Below are 22,019 nucleotides of genomic sequence, written 5' to 3'. Positions count from 1 at the left end.
TGTCCTTGGTTCGATTCCGAGTCCGGGCACCACTTATTTAAAGAACCCGCCTCTGGCGGGTTTTTGTTTTTTGTATTTCAGATTACCTTCCCTGGGTCAGCATCATTACTTAATAAATCTGTTCCATTTATATTTAATTAAAAAACATCACCACAATAAATATAAAAGTTATATTCCCGGCAAAAGTTCAGCAGTATATAATCGCAAAAAACACTTACCGTAATATTGAATACTGTTGAAGGATCATAAAGTATGCATTCGCGATTAACGCTATTTTTATGCGCTGTCACATTTCTTACAGGCTGCTCATATTCCCCCATCGACGCCAAAAAAACGGGAGCACCTCGTGTGGAAAGTCGTATTAGTAAAGCTGCCACTGTGCAACTGACAGACAGAGATGTCTTCGGAAGCGAAGCCACACTGGCCGTTTCGGAAGAAGATATTCAGGACGCTCTGGAAGGAGAAGAATTCAATGTTCCGCTGAATGCTTCCGTCATACTGGTTCAGTCAGGCAGTCGGGCGCCAGAAATGATGATGCAGCAGGAGATGAGTAAATATTATTTAATTTCGTCTTTCTCCGGGATCCCTGATCCACAAAAATCGCTCTCCTGTAATAAAAACGCGGATACAGCTGAAAGTGAAAATATGAATTATATGCAGGCCTTACGTTATATTGCAGCAAAGGGTCGACAAAAAGCGGTGATTGTTTACTGGGATGAATTACAGACCGGGAAATACGATACCGTTACCAAAAATACAGTATGGTCAGGCTACCAAAATGAAAAACTCACAGATGCTACCCTGCTCCGCTATCTGGTACGCTTCGCGCTGGTGGATGTCGCAACGGGTGAATGGGCAACCTGGTCGCCCGTCAATTATGAATATAGTGTACTGTCGCCAACAGGACCTACGTCAGAAACGCAGGAACAACAAATCGCCAGGTTAAAACAAAAAACCTATGCAGCGGCGGTGAAGGATCTGGTCAGCCGCTACGAATAATTATTCTGCTGCCGCTGCTGGCTCGTTTGTGAGTAGCCACCAGCGGCTTATCACACCATCGACCCGTTCGTTAATTTGTTTTTTGAGTAGATCGGTATTTTCACCATGAGCACGGCACTCTTCATATTGCGTCAGCAAATACTCCAGTGGAACCTCCTGATTCAGCATCCTCTCGGCCTGATAGATCACGGTTTTAATATGCGAGAGCGTGAGACCTTCTTTATTCTGCTCCCGTTGTAGCAACAATTCGGCGAATGCCCGCAAATCAGTCCGCGTTTGCTGCCAGCCATGCAGCGACGGACTGCCTGCCGCCCGGGTTTTCAGCGCCTCATTCCATTTTCGGGTGGCTTGTTGCTGCTGCAGACTTTCCGGCCAGTGACCATCAGCGATGCGTGTCATTTGTTCGCCAACTTCCAGTTGCTGTAAAGGGGAAGCGCTGAGCAGTTTCCTGAGTTGCGCATCATAGTCAGTAAGCGTCGGCGACGCCAGCCAGATAGCTGACATTCCCGATGTGACATCACGCACCCGATTGTTCTGTTGCTGTATGGGATAAACCCACCACCACCAGAGAGCAGTAGCGACGGCCACAGAACAGATCACACCGGCAAAAAAACCTTTCAGGAGGCCGACAGGACTTGCCTCAGAGGCTGAATCCTCCATCACGCCACGATGCACAGTAACTTTCATTTCTGGTAGTTCTGGCAAAGAAATCATCGAATCAGTTTCTATGCTTTCCGGCTGGTAGATCAACGTGCGAACGGTCGTCATTTCCGTTTTATCTGTCACGGTCGATTTCGGCTGTGGCTCGTAGCGTTTTCGTGTGTTCTGGACAAAATAAAGCAGGTTTTCCACGCGCGGAACGCGCTTGAGTTCCACTTGCTGTAGCTTATCGCAAATCACCTGCAGTGCCCGTTCCACGCGATACATCAAAGGAAGATCGGCGTCAGAAAAAGACAGTTGCTGGCGCAAGATATTGCCGGTACGGGTATTAAACCAGTCGAGCATTTCTGTTCTGGCTACCCCACTTTGTGGCCAGAACGTTTCCCATTCATGGCTTATCATCGCCGCCATCAATTCTGCACCTTCACAAAACCCGGCCAGGCCTTGTGTACGGGTCCGTGCCAGCGTGTACCAGGCCGCAGTATGCAAATCCACACCGTTGGATTTGAAAATGCTCAGTGCCAGTGATTCAATCAGTCTCCAGTTCATTTCCGGCTGCGAAGGATGGCTGGCTTTGTTGATCTCCTCACGAATGGCACTGAATTCCGCAAGACCGCGAGGATCACGACCCGTAGTAATTGTCTGAGTATCGGCAGATATATTCATTTTTTCTTTACTCAATAGACTATTCAAGGATTGAAAGCGTTTATTTTCTGAAGTGCTACCCAAATGGTTTGCATATTACTGACGTCTTTACAAAATGGAATCAGTCATAATATTGTTTCATTTCAGTATTTCTTTTGGATGCAGCGTTTAGAATATACGCTCACTCCACAGGCTGTAAGCACTTGTACCCGCAGTACAATGCTCCCAGCTAATGGATTCATATGTAAGATCTATAGACTCTTCCGGTTGCCCCTCACTGTCATCGATAGTATGAGGATTGTGTAGTTGAATACTGGAGATTCTGGCATTTGTTAATTTAAGCCTATAATAACATTCATTCAGGCCTGTCCGATTGGTGCGATAAAAACTGAAATCACAACTTAACGCTTCATTTTCATTTATGGCCTTTCCCAGCAGGGGCGACGACTTATCAACCGGTTTAACCAGTCTCAATGCCTGATGATTAACATTCTGCTGGCGAGTTAATCCGTGAGTGAGTGCCAGAACCATGATTTGATCGCGATGACTCAGTTGTGCTTTATTGCCGATTGAATCCAGAGAGGAACACCCAGCTGAAATTAATCCTTGCATTTGCCCGTTGAGTGTTAAATAAATAATATTCGCCATGACAATCCCTTATGATCATAAATATTCAAGGTAGATATAAAAACCGCACCGGATTACTCTTCCGGGACGGATGTTTTGTTTAGTACAACGTATCCGGTAAGCGAAAATGGCTGAACAACCCTCCGGTAAAGGGATTGTCTTCTGTGTCTGTATGTACACGGTAAATCATATACCCACCATCGACATTGAAGCGAACCGTGAATGTTCCTTCCTGTACGCCAGTTAGCTGCCCAGCGCCAAGTAGTCTGAACTGCGCCCACGGGCCACTATAAGTTATACTGCGCGGTGCGCTGCCATTGGCACTTATTAACGTCAACTTGCTCTCGTTTCCTTCACGCATGTTATTCGGCCAGACCAGATGTGCGGTATAATTACGCCCCTGCGAATAGTCCACCAGTTGACCATCAAGATTAAGTACGCTGCGCCGCTTGTTACCCGACAACGCCACAGTTTCCACCGCAAATTGCGCGCCTAATCCATTCTGGCGACTAAAGAAAATGTCACGAATTTTCTGCGCTGCATCTAGCTGGCTGAGGATATCTTCACGAATAATCACGTTATCGTCGTCATCCCGGCTCAGATCGTTTTCAATAAACAGCTTCAGGTTCTGCTGATAAAACGTATCCAGAACACCATCGGGCTTAAAGAACCGTTCAAACGCATCAAGCGAGGCATCTTCTTTGGCCTGCGGATTAAAGGGGTATTTATCAGCCAACTGAGTGTTAAAGGTTTCCACGACATTGTCACGCCAGTCCAGTTCCATATAATGAACTGCTTCCACCATGACAACGTGCCAGGCCTGATCCGCCAGTTTACCCACCCACCGGTTTAGCGGTGCGGGCAGGTTTTTAGCCAGTTGTCGGGTTGCAAAAATCGGATCGCTGCTGTTTTGGTCCAACCGCAACTGTACGGCTTTTAATGCTGATTTACCTGGTACCGGTGCATTTTGTATCGCCAGCAAATAGCGATGGAGTTCTGTCAGTTGCTGATAGACAGCCTGTAAGGTACTGGCTTTTTCCTTCTGTTCTGCCAGCGTGCTGTTTTCTGCCGAAAACTCCTGCCCAAGGCGAGTCAACAGGCGGTAGTCCGGCTCTGCCTGTAATGCGTCTCTGGCTTTTTCATCGAGTTTCTCAGAAAGCCGGGTAGGTTGTGTATTATCACGAAGCGTCACCAGTATCCGCTGGAAAGGCTGATCACCACTGATAATTTGCTCCAGCGCATCTGTCATCTCTGGCACAGATTCATAGTCAAGAACATTCAGGTTATCCATACCGGCTCGCCAGGTGGCGATATAATCGCTCAGATATTGTTCTGTCAGCTGTCGTTGGATCTCCTCTCTGTCTGCATCGCTGTAACTGACACTATGTGTCAGATTGAGTACCCAAGAATCCATTGCAGTGAGTTCAATAAGCTCATCCCGCTGTTTCACGAAGTAATTTTGCAGACCATAGCGGGTAAGAAATTGCGGGATGATGAGTTTTGCGTCATCGCCGGCGATAAAAATCCGATCGAACGCGGCGCCAGTCTGATCCCGAAGGTTAAGATCGGCGGGTAACACACCCTGAGCGCGGGTTTTCAGACTTTGATAAACCCGCTGATATACAGGTAGTTTGCTGAGCTCTTTCTGTGCTGCAACCACCGGCTTCCCATAAGGCGCCCAGCGGCTGATAGCATCGCCATCCCCCGCCAGTCGCTGTGTATGCCAGTCCGTACGATTAAGCGCATAGTCCAGATGCGACATAAGTTGCACCTGAACATCACGCTGGCCATGAAATTTTTCGCTCCAGCGCTTCGCCATGTACTGTTTCACCACCGCGTTATTTCGTCCGCTTTTATCTTCCAGCATACGAATGACACGTAATACGGCGAGCTTCTCTTCACTTTCAGGCGGGGCGTTGTTTAGATCATTCACCAGACCATTAAGTACTGCGGGCATATAACGCTGCGCCAGTAGTTGCAAATACGTCTGTTCGACATAGGGACCAATGCGCGTTCCCTGATACAGCCCCATATCCGCTAACCGGTTATGATCACCCCAGTCACCATAAGCAAGCGTCGCATCACGTAACGGATTAAGCAGTGGAAGTTGCAGGTTTCCATTGTCGTCCCCGCCCTGCGGAGGCGGGATCGCCATAAAGGATTTCGCCTGTCTGAGCACAGTGACACCCGCGTCATAGTTACTGTTGTAGTAATGATGCCAGCCGCCAATCAGCGCCAGCATCACCACACCACCGGCTACCGAGAACCAGGAGAGACGGCGGCGATACTCTGCTAGCCAGACGCTGTTTTCACCCGCAAGATTAGGTTCTGCCAGTAATACCTGAGGGAAAAGCATACGGGTAAAATAAGGCGAGCTTTCCACCAGCGGCCAGGCCGTAAGAGAACGGCTGCCAAGGCCATATTGCCGGGCAGCAGACTGCGTGAAAATATCATCCACCTGACCGCGCTGTGCCGAAGAGGTGAGATAAACACCACGCAGCATGACATCGTTACCTTCACCATCGAGTAAACCGTCAATGAGCGTTGTCAGCTGAGTGCCTGCCCCCTGCATTTGGCGTGAAAAACTGAACAGAGAACTGCGCTGCGTTGCACTGCTTTGCGCAAGCATACGATCCGCCAGAGCATGGTTCATTTGTTGCCCCCACTCCTGCCAGAAATCATTCAGTTCCGTTCGCCACGCATCTTTTTCATGGGCGTTTCGGGTAAACGTTACGCCAAGAACAGTATCGCGATCTTTTTTTTCAACTGCCTGAAATAGCGCAGAAAACCCCGACAACAAATCCAGTTTCGTCAGCACGAGGTAGACGGGCAACCGACAGTGAAGTTGTTGGCGAACCTCCTGGAAACGACTGCGGAGCAACTGTAAAAGCTGCTCCCGACGGACTTTATTGGCCGTCAACAAATCGGTGAGATCGATCGTCAGGATAATGCCGTTGAGCGGCTGGCGCGCTCGTTGTTGCAACAACCAGCCCAGCCAGTGTTCCCGCAATCGACGTTGTAACAGGTCATCATCTCCGCTCGCAATTAGCACACCGTCAATGTCAAAAATGACAGCTTGTTTGCCAACATGTGGCGTAATAGCCACTCGCTGTTCTGCACTACGCGAACTCTCCGGGGTATAGAGAATATCGGACGGGAATCCTTCCCTGACTAGTGTGGTTTTACCACTCTGGCGCGGCCCAATAACCATGTACCATGGGCGTTGCCACAGATAATGTCGGCTATCAAGATGACGTTGAAAACGCAACAGCCAGCGATCCAGATAACGTTGTTGATAGTTAATCTCCTGGACCAGCGGATCCTGCGCCTCCTGACGTTGTTCCTTCTGCTGCTTTTCTATCTGTTGCAGTCGCTTCATGACTCTTACCGTGAGCCACACCAGCATTATCAGCCCCCATATCGCCGTCGCCAGCCAGCGATTCGTCAGCGGTTTAAGCCATGACTCGCCATACAGCGTCCACGCTGGGCCCTTCCACCAAATCCATACCAGTAGAAAAATCCATGCCAGTGCCAGCAACCAGCCTGCGGACACGGTCAGTCGGGGCATTGCTGGCCTGAACAATGATTTCAGCCCGGTAAAAATGCGGGGCGTCGGTATTCTGAACACAAAAGCTCCTTGTTATTCTTTTATCTGTTCTTCCAGATGTTGCAGCAATGCAGGTTCCCACTCCGCCAGCGAAATATGGCACGCTGACTGATACAATGTGCCGTAATGCTGGCGCGCCAGTTGTTTCAGTCCGGTGGCTTCAAGCATTTGAGCCCCAAGCCATTCACGATAAAACCGCGTACGTAGTTCGCCCTCGGGCTGCTGTTCAAGCAAATGCAAGGCCGCTTCCAGCCCCTGTTCTTCAAAACACTGCCAGACCAGACGGGTATCTTCGTTCGCTGAAATTTCGACTGTTGCCGGTGTTACGACAGGAATGTTCTCCAGCCACTGCCGGGTGGTATCGTTAATAAAAAAAGTGCGATCGCTGAATTTCAATGCTGACAGACCCGGCAGACGTTGCAGGAAGCGGCTCGCTTCATCACGGATTGCGTCTGCAATATCGGTATGTCCAAGTTGTTGTGCGATACGGGCAGAGAGATGGTGACCGTCCAGCCAGTATGGTGCCCGCAACAGGCTTTGTTCCACCTGCTGCCAGAGCGTGATATCGGCATTATTCAATCGATTCTGGTAGTCTGCGACCATGTCTGCAGAAACCGCTGCCAGCGGAGTGCGTCCATCAGCTTCAGACTGCGGTGTGCTGGAAATGGATTGCCATAGCGCATGGCGGCGCAAGCGATACCCCTGAGGTGACTCCGGGTGACGTTCGCAAAGAATTTCTGCCACCTTCAACAAGGTCTCGCGCCAGGCTTTATCATCGTGGCTATTAACACTCACAGTCGGAGCGGGTGCTATGGGAGCACCAGGCTGTGCTGCAACAGGAGTTGCAACTGCTGGACTTGTTACTGTTGCCGGTGCAGCATCCTGAAAAGCATGTCGATACAATATCGCCAGCTCATCAGTTGCTTGCGCCAGTGCTGACGCTTCATGCGCTTGCCAGAGTTGCGCCAGCCTGGCAAGCTCACCCAGTAATGCATCCCGCTGTGTTGCATTTGCAGCCGTAGTGAACCCGTCAATCCCCTTCTCAAAACGTTTCAGTATCTGATCGGCAAACCGCTTCTTCTGCGTAGCATTCTGTGGCCAGGCAGTCAGCCAGAAATGCTCGACATACAACGCCAGAAGCCGTACGGCCAGAAGATGGTCGCCAGTATGCTGTAGGGTGCGCAACAGATGTGCCAGAAGACGTACATCCTTACTTTCTGAAGCCAAAAGCTGGAGTCCATGGCGTTGAAGCTCAGGTAAATCAAGCTGATTATGCGCGAGTGCCCCCAGCTTAACGATTTCACTCTCAATAAATTCCCAGTGAGGATTGTCGTCACTCAGCGCGCAGGATTGTTTCTCTTCCGGCAGCGCCTCAAGCAAGTGTGAAATCCAGATGTCAGGGTTGTGTAGATCCATAGAGTGCGCTCCTTATTCCCCGGCCCAGTGGCAGGTTTTCCGTAGCGGTGCAATCGCCTGCGACAGCCCGTCGACAGTAAAAGTGAGCTTACCGGCAGCACCTTCAGTACCCAGATCAACGGTGAATACTTTTGCTCCGAAAAGTTGTTTGATCTCATCAATACCCGCTAACCCACGACTGGATTCCAGAAGCATGCCGTTTTCCCGGACAAACCAGCGGCTGCGGAATTGACGTCCATCGACATTCAGTACCACGGGAATATCGTTTTCTTTACGCGCCTGCATCAGCGCCACCTGCATACGGGTAATATTGTCAACGCAACTGAACATCAGTACAGGGCGCGGTGGCAGGTTGCCAATTGCTGGCGTGGTGATCACCACAACAGGACGCTCCCCTTCCGTTTGCGTGACAAGTAGCGTGGTGGTGGCGCCGATTCGCTGCTTCTCCTGCTCGACAGCCCGTTGCCATGCCTCCCCTGAATAACGTGCTTTAATCAGTGCGCCACCAAAATCATTCTCTTGCTCAGGGGTAAGAACATGGTCGTAGCAAGCGAGACGCTCCAGCGCAGCAGCCTCTTTCCGACAGATACTCATGGCTTGTAACGTCGCCTGCCCGTCTGGTTCAACGGGTGGCACATTCCCGGCGAATACCGGTGTCGTTATCAACACCATGCTAAGCAACCATCGAATGGCATCACTCATAACGCACCTTCGCTCAACGGCTCTGGCATGTCAGCATCTTCGATATCAGCGGTAAACGTACCGTCTTTTGCAGAAACCCGGATGCGGGCAATTGCCGTATTAGCTGCCATTTTCTGCAATAGCAAAAGCGACAGCGGCGGCAACATTTCACCGTCGATGATCGACTCCAGCATGCGGGCACCATTCTCTCCACGTGTTACGCGCTGCATGATTTCATCTGTTACTGCCTGCGTTATTTCAACCTCGGAGCCAAAACGAGAACGCAATACGCTGTCCAGACGAGCCAGCTTCGCCGCAATAATGGTGGCGATGGTCTCCTTCGATAGCGGCAGCCAGGGGATTACCTCCATGCGTGCCAGTAGTGCCGGTTTAAAGAAGTCAGCCAGAACCGGATACAGTGCTTCATATATAGTCTCCGGGGATTCAGCACGTTCAACGATGACCTGGTATCCGAGATTAGAGGTGAGGAAAAAAAGAATATTTTTGCAGTCAATGAGACGACCTTCGCCATCTGCCATTTCGCCTTTGTCGAATGCCTGATAAAACAGATTGAGCACATCCGGATGCGCTTTCTCAACTTCATCGAGCAATACCACCGAATACGGTTTCTGCCGGATTGCCTCGGTCAACACGCCCCCCTCGCCATAGCCGACATAGCCTGGCGGAGAACCGATTAATCTCGAGACGGTATGTTTCTCCTGAAATTCCGACATGTTGATAGTGGTAAGGTACTGCCGTCCTCCATAGAGTAAATCCGCGAGTTGCAGTACGGTTTCAGTTTTCCCCACACCGCTTGGCCCCACTAACAGGAATGCGCCGAGCGGGCGTCCTGGCCGGCGTAAATCAGCCCGGGCAGTTAAAAGATGTTTATGGAGGTGGCTAATCGCCAGGGTCTGGCCTTTGATCACTTTGCCCAACCATTGGGGCAAATCTGTAATCACCGACATTTCATTTTGCGACAGGCGATTGAGCGGCACACCTGTCCATTCAGCGATCACCGCAGCGATTTGCTTTTTATCAACGTGCGGTGAGACCAGACACTGTTCATCATGTAACGTATTAAGTTGCGCGGTCAGTGTCACCAGCTGCTCGGAGGTAGCGATGTTTGATGCACCTTCTGTATCGCTCAACAGCGTCTTGCGTAATGCAATGATTTCCTGCACCAGCGATTGCTGCTGATGCCAGGCGTCTTCCAGCGTCTGTAACGCCAGTTGTGTTGATTCATACTGCTCGTGAAGCGCTTCCAGGCGTGATGCATCGGTACGTAATCCGATGCGCATCTCTCGTTCAAGCTGACGAATTTCCGCTTCGTATTGATGACACTCTGTGCTCAGCGCCGAAATTTGCTTCGGTGGTGAAGAGAGGTTAATTGCGACACGGGCGCAAGCCGTATCCAGCACATCAATCGCTTTATCCGGCAACTGACGACCAGAAAGATAACGTTCACTCAGCGTTGCAGCAGCCTGTAAGGCATCATCATCGATTAGCACGCCATGGGATTGTTCATAAACGGCCGAAAGACCGCGCAGAATGATAGTTGCATCCGCGGCATTCGGTTCACTCACCTTCACAAGCTGGAAACGGCGTGACAAAGCGGCATCTTTCTCGAAATACTTTTTGTATTCACTCCATGTCGTGGCAGCAATGGTTTTTAGTTCACCGCGAGCCAGCGCTGGTTTCAGCAGATTCGAAACATCCAGGCCGCCTTGCTGATTACCCGCCCCAATCAGAGTATGCGCCTCGTCGATAAATAAAATGATGGGTTTGGGTGACTGAATCACCTCCGCCATCAGCCCCTTAAAGCGTTTTTCGAACTCGCCTTTCACCGATGCGCCGGCCTGTAATGCTCCTAAGTCCAGGGTCATAATGTCAGTGTCACGCAGTTTATCCGGCACCCTTCCCGCGATGATCCGCAAAGCAAGCCCTTCAATTAGCGCACTTTTCCCTACACCGGCCTCACCAACCACCACAGGGTTATTTTTGCGACGGCGACAGAGAATATCGATCATCAGATCGATTTCGTTATCACGGCACAAAACCGGATCAAGCCTGCCGTGGCGGGCATCGGCAGTCATGTTTTTCGCATAACGCGCAAGCAAGCTATCATCACCATTCGTGGTCATCACAGACGGATGCTCTCCCTCATGCAGTACGACAGATTCTGCCGAGGTCTGTGTCCATTGGTTAAAATCCTGCTGCAGACGATCGCGGTTAATAGCCGTCAAAAGTCTTGCTGCCTGCGAAGACACATAACGCTGCGGAGTGTGCAGAAGCGCCAGTAACAGGACGCCTCCACGGAGATCCGTCATTTGCATCTCCGCTGAAGCCAACAACCACGCATCTTTTAGCCACTCGACCAACATGGGGGAGAATGCCGGGTAAGCGTCTACCTGCCGGGTGGTGGCATAGTTTTCGACTGTCAGCGCCTGGCGCAGCATATCTGTGGCGATTTCCGCCTGCTCAGCAATGACACGAAGATCGCTACGCGGAATAGCAAGCATTTGCAGTAATACATGGCTCACCGTAATTTCGCTTGCCTGTTGACTCATGCACTCAGCCGCCGCCATCTCCAGTGCCTGTTTCGTGAAGGTATTAAGGCGGTTAACCAGCATCGGCAAATCAATTTGAATCATGGGGTATCCTTACCTGGCGAGAAGCCGGTTTAGCTGGTGGAGAATGTCCTGAGTTTGAGCATCAAGGCGCAACAGATAAAAGAAGTAAATCAGCATCAGCAATGTGAGCCCGCCCAACAGAATATGTTTAATCGTCAGGCGTTTTATGAGTTGATAGCGACCGTCCTGTCTTTTTTGGTCCAGATGCAATAGCGGAAATGGTGCCTCACCGCGAAGCGGATACAGAACATGGTGCAAACGGCGGTAAATCTGTTCAAATTCATCCAGACTATGTTGCGCAACTTTGTAACGACCGCGAAAACCGATGGAAAAGCAGAGGAACAGGAATTCCAGCAAATCCTGATAACGTTTTGGTTCGCGCATCAGACGTTCAAGCAGAATGAAAACTTTTTCGCCTCCCCATGCCTCGTTGTGGAAATGCACCAGTAATGACTGCTTTATCCATTCGTTTTTGTTCGACCAGCCATTCCCCAATGCCGCCTCATCAATAAACGTACAAAGGATGTAGCGGAACGAGACGATGACACCGGGCTCATACCCCTGCTCCTGAAGAAGCTGTTCTACCGCCTGCACGTCAGTCACAACCTGCGCGAAAAGATGTTCTGGCATAGCATGACTATTCATAGTGGTCAGTCGCATCACCATACCCAGCAGCGGTGTAGCGGCATCAATCATCGGATTCAGACTATTGCCACGAAGCACCAGTCGATACTGGCGATGGACGCCTTCCTCTGCCAGTTCAGGAGAAAAGGCACTAAACCGTTCTGGCGAGTCTTCTGTTACCGGAACGCGGCTGCTGTCATGGGAAAAGGCAAACTGCTCGCTCATGGTCTTAACCCCTGATCGCCCACAGTTGCATATCCAGATCCGGGAAGGTGCCGGAAATATGCATCGCCAGTGCCCCAGCCTTCACAACGTCCTGCCATGTCGCTGCCCCCTTTTCCAGTTCGAAATAGACATAGCCGTCGTGATACGGCAACTGGCGCGGGGCAGCAGGAAGCGGTCGCAACGGAATACCCGGCACCTGCACGCTGACCATATTGCGGATTTTGTCGGTCGCCGCGATCTTTGACTGCTGGGTAAATTGAAGGATTAGCTGGTTATGCGGCATCCGCGCACGAACGGCCAGTACAAACACCCCGGATTGCAGGAGTTCCGGTTCGTTGATCGTCGCGAGGTAAATACCTTCGGTGAAAATCAGCGGCAGGTTTTGCGCGCGAGGTCGCAGAACGATATTTAACGCTCGTCGCAATTCAGGGATGACCGTTTTGAATGACTGCGTGAGATCACGATGATCATAAGGCTCAACGGTACAAGGAAGACGACTGGTTTCTGTAAACGTCATCAATTCACCCAGTACACGGATTAAATCGAGGTAAAACGCTTGTGGGTGCAGAATGCGCAGACTGGCCAAATGCGAAAAGTGCATCTGATATCGATTAAGCATCTGTAACATCATAAATTCTGCAACATCTGCAATACCACTTTGCTCCGGAGAACCTATACGTTTAGCCAGATCGGCGGCACGGGTGACAATAAGCCCCTGCACTTCTCCAACAAACCGCTCCAGTGCCGTGCTGACGCGGACAGTCTGGCAAGTTGGGATGAAACTTTCGTCCAGCGCCAGCGCGCCGCCGGACAACTGGCTGCGAATACGGCACAACGGTAATACCGCCATCGCGCTGAGATCGTCTGAACCGCTGACAATTTTCGGTACCAGTTGGCCGAGCGAGAGCGGTTGTACGTCGCCGCCATCCGTATGCAAATCACGGACGTCAGTCAGGGTAAGTTGGTAGCGCTCGGAGCTTTGCCCTGCGCTACGTAATCCTTTAATTTCATTGATAACGTCGCTAATGACCGGTAACGCGAGATAAATATCATGGCTTTCGGGCGTTGCCAGCTCGTCTGGCTGAAAAGGCGCTGGCAGCAAATCCTGATCAGGAATGCGGAACACGGTCCCGTCTGGCATGCAACCCGATGCCCGGTTAATCATGATTTTACCCTGTGCGAGCAGCTCTTCATTGATTGACAGTTCGGTAAATCCCCAGGCAAAATTTTCCAGCGCCCCCAATCGCTCACTCAGGATATAGTCGCTATGGCGCTGCTGTTGTTGAAAATGCTGTGGCAGAGCAAACAGGCCTTCCTGCCAAATCACTCTGTTTTTCATTGCTGCCATGGTCAGTCGTCCTCTTTTTTTATCTCAATGCTGTTTTGCCGCACATGAACCAGCAGGCGGTAACGATGCCCGGTTCCTTCTACCGATGCTGTTTGTTTCCATTCACTGGTCTGGTCGTCAGAAAAATAAGCCACGACACCGATAAACTGTGTTTTTCCGTCCAGCTTCACTGGTGGTTGGGTTTTGATGGTGTCCGGGAGAAGGGTAAAGTCCTGATGTTCGATATAGTTTTTTCCGAGAACATCAGGCAATGGCGTGGTGGCTATCTGGTCGTAATCAGCAGATTGCAGTTTTGAGTCATCACTCAGGTAGACCAGTTGAACATCAACAGGAGCAGGTTCTCCGTCACTATTGATATTACTATCCTGCTCAGTAAGTAGGGTGACGGTAAGTTCCGAAGGTTGTTCTGCCAGGGAGCCCACCTGAACGTCAGGATCGCTGATAACCTGGCCAATTTTTTTCGCCGTTTCGCAGCCAGTTAACATAGCCATCATCAGGATGCTGACCAGAAACATCTTCAGCGTCATGCTTCCAGCTCCCGCTGTTTCTCACGCAATACCCGGTCATACACCTGGGCATACACTTCATTAAACAGCATGGCGAAACCCTGCTGACGATCGGATGCCAGCTCTTCGTAATAGTGGCTGTACATCCGCCAGGCTCCTGCATCATCCAGTTCGCGTCGCAACTCATGGCTACGACGATACTGTACAAACCGACGCTTCAGGTTCTGCGGCGAGAAGGCATCAAGCATCACCCGCAACGCTTCGGAAATGGCGGCGCGATTGGCTTCTTCATGATGGCGGACATTGCGCAGGCTCTCGCGAATAGCCGCAGGTGCCGCCAGATATACCGGACTCTTTCCCTCAGCAAACATCACTTCCAGCGCCGTGGCGTAATCAAGATTCAGGCGCAATGGGTTATCTTCCAGCGGGCGCAGATGCTTATCTGACAGGCTGTTCTGGCTGAGCTGGAGATCGAGCAGTCCTTGAATGGCGGCCTGAAGCGCGCGTCCTGATTCCTCCAGAAAGGCATCTGCGTCCTGAGTATTTTGTACACTGAGCGAACTGCCTAAGCCACGCAGCAACGGTGTTACAGCAAGGTGTTTATGCGCCATGTCTGCCAGCGAGGTCTCGTCGTCCTGCGGATCGGCGTACACCGGTGGCAGATCCATAAATGGGTTGTCGATTCCCCCGTTCGCCTTTAGATCGGACAACGGCACCGTGCGCTGTTGTAGAGAGGCCGCAGAAAACTGTGTCAGGCTCTCGGTCTGAAGTACCTGAAGAGGGTCAGCCGAGAAACCATTGACCACGGTAGGCGTCAGTTGATGACGGTGCTGCATACCTGGATATTCGGGTTGACCGTCCGTAGATATCAGTGCCTCAGCCAGACTATCGCGACGTGTAACAATGCTCTCGGGGGTCGCCATCTGCTCGTCATAGCTGATGCGTTTTCCTTCATGCAGAAAGACTTTTAACGCCAGCGCGCCAAGGCTGATTTCATCACCCTGGCACAGGCGCACCAGTCCGGCGTCGGTAGTTACGGGGGCCAGATTGATCATTAATCCCGGCATCAGGCTACGTAAACAGAATGCACCGTCATGCTGGACAATCTCGCAGGCACGGCCAGCAATAGAACCTGCCCGGTCCTGTACCGGCCAGTGGCACTCGCCGGCATGACCAATATCCCCGCCGTCTGCAGAGAATAGGCATTTCGCGGCACGACCGCTTTCCAGTTCGTTGCCATTCATCACCTGTAACGTCAGTGATACATTATTATGTTGTTGTTTTTCATCAACCACGGACTGCTCCATTAAATTATTCCCTGATGTGGAGGGTGACGGAAGGTGGAACCTTCGGCTGACCAATGAAGCTGGTTCTTCCCAGGCATGTGCTGGATCTCTCCCCGAGCCGCATCCCTTTTGCCTGATCCGGTGCCAGACACAGCTGTAAGTCCCAGGCAAATTGGTCGCGCAATAAAAAAGCGATGAACATTTTCAGCGCCTGATGATTTTCGCCATCCGGCAAAAATGACAGATAACGCATCATCGACAGGTCACCAATCTGCAGCAGGAATTTGCCGCTACGATCCGGTACCCGCGCGCCCAGCGTAAAATTGACACCTAACACCGACTTACCTGGAATATGCCCTGCGGTTTTCTTCTTTGGTGTGCGCTCACCAAGCCGGTTCTGCTCAAATGGCGTAATGGCAACCCAGCGCAATTGCCAGCTTTTGATAGCAACCACCGGGAGATCGAAACAGTGCGAGACCAGGTTGCAGATGACCTCCGGCGCACGCCCCGGCGTTGCCAGCACACCAGCGTAGGCCAGCATTTTGCTGTGATTAATGGCAAGCCTGTCGCGGATACTCTGGCTCCCCAACCCTACAAGGGCATACATACGCTGCGAAAAATGATCTGTGCCGCCGTTGCGAAAACAGATGTAATAGCGATACTTGCGCCAGGCGTGATACACAAACTGCGTCCAACGGTGGCTAAATAGATCGAGGAAGTCTTTTAATCCCTCTTCATTTTGGGCGGACTCCAGCGCCATCCGATCCAGGTAATAGCCCGGTAACGGCGACTGGCTACCAGATAAGCCAAGAAATTTTGTGGTCAGGGAAAACTGCCCGGTATCGTTGCGTTCGAGCGTGCTTAAATCACTACCCGGGAAGGCGAGACTGGCGTCAGATTTGAAAAGCACCACTTCCTTTCCTGGCTCGGTTCGCAGTGATGGCTCACGTCCGGAATCACCATGGCGTCGATACAACGATTCCAGCAACATGCAAAAATTCATACTGCGCACGTCTGCCGGTAGCGCTTCCTGCTGCGCTACATCAAGGCGTGTTGGCCGCTGCTTTGCCATTCCCATTCCTCCTGACTCTCCGTGTTGATAATTTTCAGACAGTGGAACGAGTTGATGCTGGCATACAGAGAGAAAAATGCTGACAACACCGCTCCCAGCAGGTACACCTCACCCTCGCAGACAAACGGCGCGGGGTTAATCCATAGTGTCGTGGCGAGCCCTCTGGCTGGAACGCCCTTGAACAATCTGTCCACTGGCCTGGTTTCCATCTTCTCAATGGCATCAAGCTTTTGTCGGGAAAGCCTGGCCTGCTGTGGGTGGTGGACACCTGGGAGATCAAAGGTGCGAAGAATTTGTACCAGTACGTCCCGATCCAGCAGGGAGAGGTAATTCAGGTTCATGCTGGAAATAAGCGACCAGTGCATATCGCCGTCCGTGACGGGGTACAATGGTCGTGTTGGACGAGTGACGTTACTAAAAGAAGCAACGGCTGGATTTTTGCCAATAGCGACGCAAATGTCGCCGGTATGCAGCTCTGCGGGTAACATCTGGTTGGTACAGACCAATGATGCAGTGACGACTTCTCCTTTCAATCGGGAAATCCCCGGTTCGCTGCCATCGGCATGGACAAAAGCAATCGCGTGATCAAGACCTTGATGGAACAGGGATGTTTTTGTCCGATGATGCCAGTACACCACCTCGCGCTGGCGGCTGTATTCAATCTGATGATTGAAACTTTCAAATTCTGGCCAGGTCCGGGTTTTATTACCCCGTTCTGAAGGCCGGTCTGAAACCTGAAGACTGCTGGATACCGATGCCACCTGGAAAATATCGTAAGCATCCGGTTGTTTATGGCTGGCACGTAGCGGATACTGAGTTGCGCTACCATCGGGTCTGACGGGTTCTGCGTGATGGACAAACAGGTTGACGGCAGGCGTACAATAAAGTCGCAATGAATTGCGACGCAGCTTAATATCAACTGGCAGAGGCTGGTTAAAACGCAGCCGTAACGTGAAGGTATTAGCCGGAAAATCCTCCGGCAACGGAGGAACATCCCGGAGATGAAAGAAAAAGAAACTCTCAAGATAACAAAAATATTCCTGGAGGACCCGGTAACCATTGTGGACGTTTTTCGGCCACGGCAACAACGCATCGCCACGTTCAAACCCTGCAGCCTCCAGCCATAAATCAGGTAACTGGATCTTACATTCTCCAGCAATGAGTTCGGCGTCGCTCAGTCGTTCGCTGAACCACAAATACAATTGATGGCGAGTATAGTCATCTTCATTTCCCAGCCAGAAAGTAAGCTTATTGAGATCCAGAGCGCGAAGGGAAATACCCGCTGCTGCGACAAAATGGACATCAATGACGCCTTCTTTAAGGGTGCTACTATTACAGACATCCTTTATTTGCACAGGCTGCAACCAGACATCTCGCGCCAGAGTGAAATGGCAAACGGGAGGCAAAGTGTCCTCGCTCTCAGCCAGTGCCCCTTTTCCAGGCGATAGCGAACCATGTACAGTTCGTGATCTGATCAATTCATTACGGCAAACCTGAACAGGCGCATTGAGTCGGTTTTTGGGTTGGTATTCAATCACTGTCATGGCAGGAACAGGACGGAGATAATTAGGCCAAAGCATTCTGATAATACCGTGCGTAAACTCCGGAAACTCATCTTCGAGTTTTTGCCGTAGTCCACCAGAAAGGAAGGCAAATGCCTCCATCAAACGCTCTACATCAGGGTCCCCTGCCTTTTCAGACAAAAAACGGGCCAGATGTGGCTTTTCTTCTGCCAGCAACTTGCCCAACTGACGAAGATAATCCAACTCTTCCCGATAGTAACGTTCTTCAAAAGCCATGATGTTTATTCCACCTGAAAGTGCTGATGGCTATCCAGCAGAATGTCAAACTCCAGGACATCAACTGCATCTTCAAAATCCACCTGAGCCAAAATGTGAAAACGTAACTCCAGTGAGCAGTAGCCATCCAATATGGCTGCAGTCACAACTGCATTCGCGATACGGGGCTCATACCGAAGGATGCAATCATGCAGCCTCCGCCCTATTTCATGACGGAAATCGCGGGAAACGAGAGCTTCATCATTTAAATCAGCAATCCCCAACTCGGGGGAGCCGCAACAACTACCAGAACGGGTATTGAGGATGTTTTGCAGGTTCTGCATGATGGAGCGCAGTAACACCATTTTCGGTTTCCGACGAGGCGACAACGTAGCCGCATCGCTGATACGTTCAAATAAGCTTCCCCCAATACCCCGCTCCATCTCGATAGTTACTCCCTGTCCAGACGCCCAACCAGAGACAGGTCGAAGCTGGCTCCCATATATTTGAAGTGGGGTCGAACAGAGAGTGCAACCTGATACCACCCCGGTTCACCTTCAACGTCCAGCACCTCGATCTTCGCCTGACGTAGTGGTTTACGGCTGCGGACTTCTGCCGGTGGGTTTTCCTGATCAGCAACATATTGACGGATCCAGGTATTCAGCTCGCGTTCGAGATCGCCACGCTCTTTCCATGAGCCAATCTGCTCGCGTTGCAACACTTTGATGTAATGCGCCAGGCGGCTGATGATGAAGAGATAGGGTAGTTGCGTCCCCAATTTGTAGTTGGTTTCGGCTTCTTTTCCTTCTGGCGTATTCGGAAATACTTTGGGCTTTTGTACAGAGTTAGCAGAAAAGAAGGCGGCGTTATCACTGCCCTTACGCATGGTAAGCGTGATAAAACCTTCTTCAGCCAGTTCGAACTCGCGGCGATCAGTAATCAGCACTTCTGTTGGAATTTTCGCCTGCAACTGCCCCATGGCTTCGTACAGATGTACCGGCAGGTCCTTAACCGCTCCGCCGTTTTGCGGACCAACGATGTTTGGACACCAGCGGTATTTCGCAAAACTCTCCGCCATATTTGAGGCCAACAAAAATGCTGTGTTACCCCAGAGATAATCTTCGTGATTGCAACTGACATCTTCACGATAGTTAAAGCTTTTTACCGGGTTTTCCCCGGGGGCATAGGGCTGACGCAGCAGGAAACGTGGTGCGGTAAGGCCGAGATAACGGGAATCTTCGGATTCACGAAGGGCGCGCCATTTGCTATAAGCCGGACCTTCAAAAATAGCGCCAGGATCTTTTATCCCTGGCAATTCAGCCCAGGTATCCAGACCGAAAAACTCAGCAGAGACTGATGAGAGGAAGGGGGCGTGAGCCATCGCGCTAACGGTGCTGATATATTTCAGCAGTTTCATATCTGCTGCGGTGTTTTTAAACGCATAGTTTCCAATAATCGCTGCGACAGGTTCACCGCCAAATTGACCGTAGCCGCTGGAGTAGACGTGTTTATAAAATCCGGACTGGGTAATTTCTGGTGCAAACTCGAAATCGTCGAACAGTTCCTCTTGAGTGGCATGCACGACACAGATTTTGATGTTTTCCCGTGTATCTGCTCGTTCCACCAGTAGTTTCAGCGAACGCAAAAATGATTCCAGCTCCTGAAATTCCGGAGAGTGGATGATGAGATCCATCTGCCGACCCATGCGCTCGTCGATGTCTGCAATCATGGTATTAACAGCGAGAATATCGATCGGCTCAGCATCGTTGTCGCTTTGCAACAGGGCTGAAATAAAGGCAGTAACGCCATGACGCGCAATATCGTAACTTTCAGAATCGGGTTGAAACCGGGTTTGCGACATAATTTCATCCAGCAGGGATGAGGTAGCCGCTGGTGTGGCGCTGACCGGAGCAAGTTCTTCCTGTTGAGACATACTGAAATCCTTGTACAAAGTTATTTCTGACTGGCGAGACCCAGCTCCTGAATCAGCTGCTCGCGGGTTTCTTCGTTATCCAGCAGCGCCTGAAGTTGGGCGCGGAAAGACGGAATATTGCCCATTGGCCCTTTCAGCGCGACCAGCGCTTCACGCAGCTCCAGTAGTTTTTTCAACTCCGGTACCTGAGCGGCGATATTATCTGGCGAAAGATCGGTCATGGATTTCACCCTGAGATTGATATCCATCCGCGCACCGGGGATTTCGTTGAGCACCGACGGCGTGGTGAAACCCCGGCGGATATCCGATTCGGCAATGACAGCATCGAAATTGTTTTTGTTAATGGAAACAGGCTGGCGTTCATCCAGTGGAGTATCGTCCGCTTTACCTTTCAGATTTCCCGTCACCAGCAAATTAAGTGGTAATTCCACTTCTGCTGTCTGGCCATCCGTTTTGGGGACGTAGCGGATATTAATTCGTTCTTTCGGGGCGATACTGCCTTGTTTATTGGTACTCATTGATATATTCCATCGGGTTAAGTGAATGCATCCCATTCAGACCATTTAAAGAAACCCCTCTCACCATACAAGCAATGAATATCACCTCAATGATAATAAAAAAATACAGGGTTATCTTTGATGCATATGATATGCAGAGAAAAACAATTTTATAAATTCCGCTTCCGAACTTTTAACAAGCACGATATGCTTAGGAGCCCTTAAAAACTTGATAAGCATATAGATAAAAACCGGACAACCAGTAGAACTGGTTGTTACTTATCAATCAAAATTAAATATTTCAAAAAAACATACTTCTTCATCAAGATATCCACTTCAACAATAATAAAAAGGCAAAGCACAAATAAATGACGTTTTTCATTCATCAAGAGAATAAACACTCAATAAAACCAAAGCACATCCGATTTCATACATCCATACCGATGGATTAAAAAAAATTTCGTGTGAACATATAGATATCCTGACCATCAGGAATTGACGAAGACAACTATATATACGTACACACTAAGAAAAGGAGTTAATCATGCCAACACCCTGTTATATATCGATCAAAGGACAGACTCAGGGGCTAATCACTGATCGGGCATTTACAGCAGAATCCGTGGGCAATATCTACGTACAAGGACATGAAGACGAAATGCTGGTACAGGAATTCAAGCATAACGTCACCGTGCCGACCGACCCACAATCAGGGCAGCCTAGCGGTCAACGCGCCCATAAGCCATTTATTTTTACCGTCGCCCTGAACAAAGCAGTACCGCTGCTGTACAACGCACTGGCGTCCGGAGAAATGCTGCCGACCACAGAACTGCACTGGTATCGTACGTCTATTGAAGGCAAACAGGAGCACTTCTTCACGACTCGCCTGACAGACTCCACCATTGTGGATATCGACTGCCATATGCCGCACTGTCAGGACGACACGAAACGCGAGTTCACGCAACTGATTCAGGTATCGCTGGCTTACCGTAAAATCGAGTGGGAACACGTTTCCGCAGGGACATCAGGAGCCGACGACTGGCGTGCGCCGCTGGAAGCATAAAACAGAACTGCAGCATTCTGCCTGGGGTGGAATGCTGTTTTTTATATTTGGTGAGAACCAAATACCAAACTAACGGATAGTAACGTTTAAACATCGGGAGATGGTGGATGCCGGATACTTACAACACCGCGCCCGGTCTCAAATCCCCATTTCTGTCAGCCAGTCGCCTTTGAAGATAACTTCATGATGCAGCGTTTATAACGGAAGCGGTAATGACAGAATTTTAAGGCAGTTGTATGGTGACCCAGTGTCAGGGCACATAGTAAATAGTACGGATTAACCCTCTGTTAAATAAATGAAATGTAGTAGCCGTGAAGCGGATAACGGTGCGGGCGGTAGCGTGTCAAAATGATGGCAATAATTCCCTGCATAGTCTGAACCGTACAGAAGATGTAATGCAGGGAAACTGGCCACACCAC

General features: G+C 50.4%; 17 protein-coding genes. 2 read left to right on the top strand and 15 right to left on the bottom strand.

Translation table 11 applies throughout. The features are described 5' to 3' along the window. The first annotated feature begins 252 nt into the window (after positions 1 to 252). On the top strand, positions 253 to 999 hold the full coding sequence (locus GTGU_RS20940) for a lipoprotein YafT (protein ID WP_038161962.1): 747 nt from the start codon (positions 253 to 255) through the stop codon (positions 997 to 999). Here GTGU_RS20940 and GTGU_RS20935 read toward each other — a convergent pair whose 3' ends face one another. From GTGU_RS20935 to tssB, 15 genes are all read right to left on the bottom strand, one after another. After that, positions 1,000 to 2,325: a VasL domain-containing protein gene (locus GTGU_RS20935; RefSeq protein ID WP_038162181.1), complete on the bottom strand. Its 1,326-nt coding sequence runs from the start codon at positions 2,323 to 2,325 to the stop codon at positions 1,000 to 1,002. It abuts the gene before it with no gap. Positions 2,326 to 2,472: 147 nt separating this feature from the next. Further along, entirely contained in the window at positions 2,473 to 2,952 is a 480-nt protein-coding gene (locus tag GTGU_RS20930; RefSeq protein ID WP_038161960.1) for an Hcp family type VI secretion system effector, read from the bottom strand. Positions 2,953 to 3,031: 79 nt separating this feature from the next. Then, positions 3,032 to 6,559: a type VI secretion system membrane subunit TssM gene (tssM, locus tag GTGU_RS20925; protein ID WP_038161957.1), complete on the bottom strand. Its 3,528-nt coding sequence runs from the start codon at positions 6,557 to 6,559 to the stop codon at positions 3,032 to 3,034. Between the two features lie 12 nt (positions 6,560 to 6,571). Further along, a complete protein-coding gene (gene tssA / locus GTGU_RS20920; RefSeq protein ID WP_038161954.1) occupies positions 6,572 to 7,954 on the bottom strand; it encodes a type VI secretion system protein TssA in 1,383 nt (460 codons plus the stop codon). A 12-nt stretch (positions 7,955 to 7,966) separates the two neighbouring features. Beyond that, on the bottom strand, positions 7,967 to 8,626 hold the full coding sequence (vasI, locus tag GTGU_RS20915; protein ID WP_051857414.1) for a type VI secretion system-associated protein VasI: 660 nt from the start codon (positions 8,624 to 8,626) through the stop codon (positions 7,967 to 7,969). 26 nt (positions 8,627 to 8,652) lie between these two features. Then, the gene (tssH, locus tag GTGU_RS20910) at positions 8,653 to 11,289 is read right to left on the bottom strand and encodes a type VI secretion system ATPase TssH (RefSeq protein WP_038161952.1); all 2,637 of its coding nucleotides are present in this window, start codon (positions 11,287 to 11,289) and stop codon (positions 8,653 to 8,655) included. Between the two features lie 9 nt (positions 11,290 to 11,298). Beyond that, complete coding sequence (gene icmH / locus GTGU_RS20905; RefSeq protein WP_084222824.1) at positions 11,299 to 12,117, bottom strand: type IVB secretion system protein IcmH/DotU; 819 nt, start codon at positions 12,115 to 12,117, stop codon at positions 11,299 to 11,301. Positions 12,118 to 12,121: 4 nt separating this feature from the next. Further along, positions 12,122 to 13,465: a type VI secretion system baseplate subunit TssK gene (gene tssK, locus GTGU_RS20900; protein WP_038161950.1), complete on the bottom strand. Its 1,344-nt coding sequence runs from the start codon at positions 13,463 to 13,465 to the stop codon at positions 12,122 to 12,124. 2 nt (positions 13,466 to 13,467) lie between these two features. After that, positions 13,468 to 13,992, bottom strand: coding sequence for a type VI secretion system lipoprotein TssJ (gene tssJ / locus GTGU_RS20895; protein WP_038161948.1), 525 nt, complete (start codon positions 13,990 to 13,992; stop codon positions 13,468 to 13,470). Continuing rightward, the gene (gene tagH, locus GTGU_RS20890) at positions 13,989 to 15,266 is read right to left on the bottom strand and encodes a type VI secretion system-associated FHA domain protein TagH (protein WP_425427530.1); all 1,278 of its coding nucleotides are present in this window, start codon (positions 15,264 to 15,266) and stop codon (positions 13,989 to 13,991) included. The genes tssJ and tagH overlap by 4 nt, the downstream gene beginning before the upstream one ends. A 16-nt stretch (positions 15,267 to 15,282) precedes the next feature. Then, a complete protein-coding gene (gene tssG, locus GTGU_RS20885) occupies positions 15,283 to 16,329 on the bottom strand; it encodes a type VI secretion system baseplate subunit TssG (protein ID WP_038161942.1) in 1,047 nt (348 codons plus the stop codon). Next, positions 16,296 to 18,128: a type VI secretion system baseplate subunit TssF gene (gene tssF, locus GTGU_RS20880; RefSeq protein WP_038161939.1), complete on the bottom strand. Its 1,833-nt coding sequence runs from the start codon at positions 18,126 to 18,128 to the stop codon at positions 16,296 to 16,298. Before tssF ends, tssG begins: the two co-directional genes overlap by 34 nt. Before the next feature lie 5 nt (positions 18,129 to 18,133). Further along, on the bottom strand, positions 18,134 to 18,550 hold the full coding sequence (tssE, locus tag GTGU_RS20875) for a type VI secretion system baseplate subunit TssE (RefSeq protein ID WP_038161934.1): 417 nt from the start codon (positions 18,548 to 18,550) through the stop codon (positions 18,134 to 18,136). 8 nt (positions 18,551 to 18,558) lie between these two features. Continuing rightward, the gene (tssC, locus tag GTGU_RS20870; RefSeq protein WP_038161931.1) at positions 18,559 to 20,040 is read right to left on the bottom strand and encodes a type VI secretion system contractile sheath large subunit; all 1,482 of its coding nucleotides are present in this window, start codon (positions 20,038 to 20,040) and stop codon (positions 18,559 to 18,561) included. A gap of 20 nt (positions 20,041 to 20,060) precedes the next feature. After that, positions 20,061 to 20,558, bottom strand: a complete 498-nt coding sequence (tssB, locus tag GTGU_RS20865) for a type VI secretion system contractile sheath small subunit (protein ID WP_038161928.1) — start codon at positions 20,556 to 20,558, stop codon at positions 20,061 to 20,063. 523 nt (positions 20,559 to 21,081) lie between these two features. Here tssB and GTGU_RS20860 point away from each other — a divergent pair. Next, entirely contained in the window at positions 21,082 to 21,600 is a 519-nt protein-coding gene (locus GTGU_RS20860; RefSeq protein ID WP_038161925.1) for an Hcp family type VI secretion system effector, read from the top strand. Positions 21,601 to 22,019: the final 419 nt, after the last annotated feature.

Origin of the sequence: Trabulsiella guamensis ATCC 49490, assembly GCF_000734965.1 — a bacterium.
Taxonomy (GTDB): domain Bacteria; phylum Pseudomonadota; class Gammaproteobacteria; order Enterobacterales; family Enterobacteriaceae; genus Trabulsiella; species Trabulsiella guamensis.
This window is presented reverse-complemented; position numbering and strand designations above follow the sequence as displayed.

What these genes read in the sequence shown, in the direction of transcription:
- tssJ (WP_038161948.1), bottom strand. Translation starts at nt 13,992, where the DNA reads ATGACGCTGAAGATGTTTCTGGTCAGCATCCTGATGATGGCTATGTTA.
- tssA (WP_038161954.1), bottom strand. Translation starts at nt 7,954, where the DNA reads ATGGATCTACACAACCCTGACATCTGGATTTCACACTTGCTTGAGGCG.
- tssF (WP_038161939.1), bottom strand. Translation starts at nt 18,128, where the DNA reads ATGGCTTTTGAAGAACGTTACTATCGGGAAGAGTTGGATTATCTTCGT.
- tssK (WP_038161950.1), bottom strand. Translation starts at nt 13,465, where the DNA reads ATGGCAGCAATGAAAAACAGAGTGATTTGGCAGGAAGGCCTGTTTGCT.
- tssC (WP_038161931.1), bottom strand. Translation starts at nt 20,040, where the DNA reads ATGTCTCAACAGGAAGAACTTGCTCCGGTCAGCGCCACACCAGCGGCT.
- GTGU_RS20935 (WP_038162181.1), bottom strand. Translation starts at nt 2,325, where the DNA reads ATGAATATATCTGCCGATACTCAGACAATTACTACGGGTCGTGATCCT.
- tssG (WP_038161942.1), bottom strand. Translation starts at nt 16,329, where the DNA reads ATGGCAAAGCAGCGGCCAACACGCCTTGATGTAGCGCAGCAGGAAGCG.
- GTGU_RS20860 (WP_038161925.1), top strand. Translation starts at nt 21,082, where the DNA reads ATGCCAACACCCTGTTATATATCGATCAAAGGACAGACTCAGGGGCTA.
- vasI (WP_051857414.1), bottom strand. Translation starts at nt 8,626, where the DNA reads ATGGTGTTGATAACGACACCGGTATTCGCCGGGAATGTGCCACCCGTT.
- GTGU_RS20930 (WP_038161960.1), bottom strand. Translation starts at nt 2,952, where the DNA reads ATGGCGAATATTATTTATTTAACACTCAACGGGCAAATGCAAGGATTA.
- tssB (WP_038161928.1), bottom strand. Translation starts at nt 20,558, where the DNA reads ATGAGTACCAATAAACAAGGCAGTATCGCCCCGAAAGAACGAATTAAT.
- GTGU_RS20940 (WP_038161962.1), top strand. Translation starts at nt 253, where the DNA reads ATGCATTCGCGATTAACGCTATTTTTATGCGCTGTCACATTTCTTACA.
- tssE (WP_038161934.1), bottom strand. Translation starts at nt 18,550, where the DNA reads ATGGAGCGGGGTATTGGGGGAAGCTTATTTGAACGTATCAGCGATGCG.
- icmH (WP_084222824.1), bottom strand. Translation starts at nt 12,117, where the DNA reads ATGAGCGAGCAGTTTGCCTTTTCCCATGACAGCAGCCGCGTTCCGGTA.
- tssH (WP_038161952.1), bottom strand. Translation starts at nt 11,289, where the DNA reads ATGATTCAAATTGATTTGCCGATGCTGGTTAACCGCCTTAATACCTTC.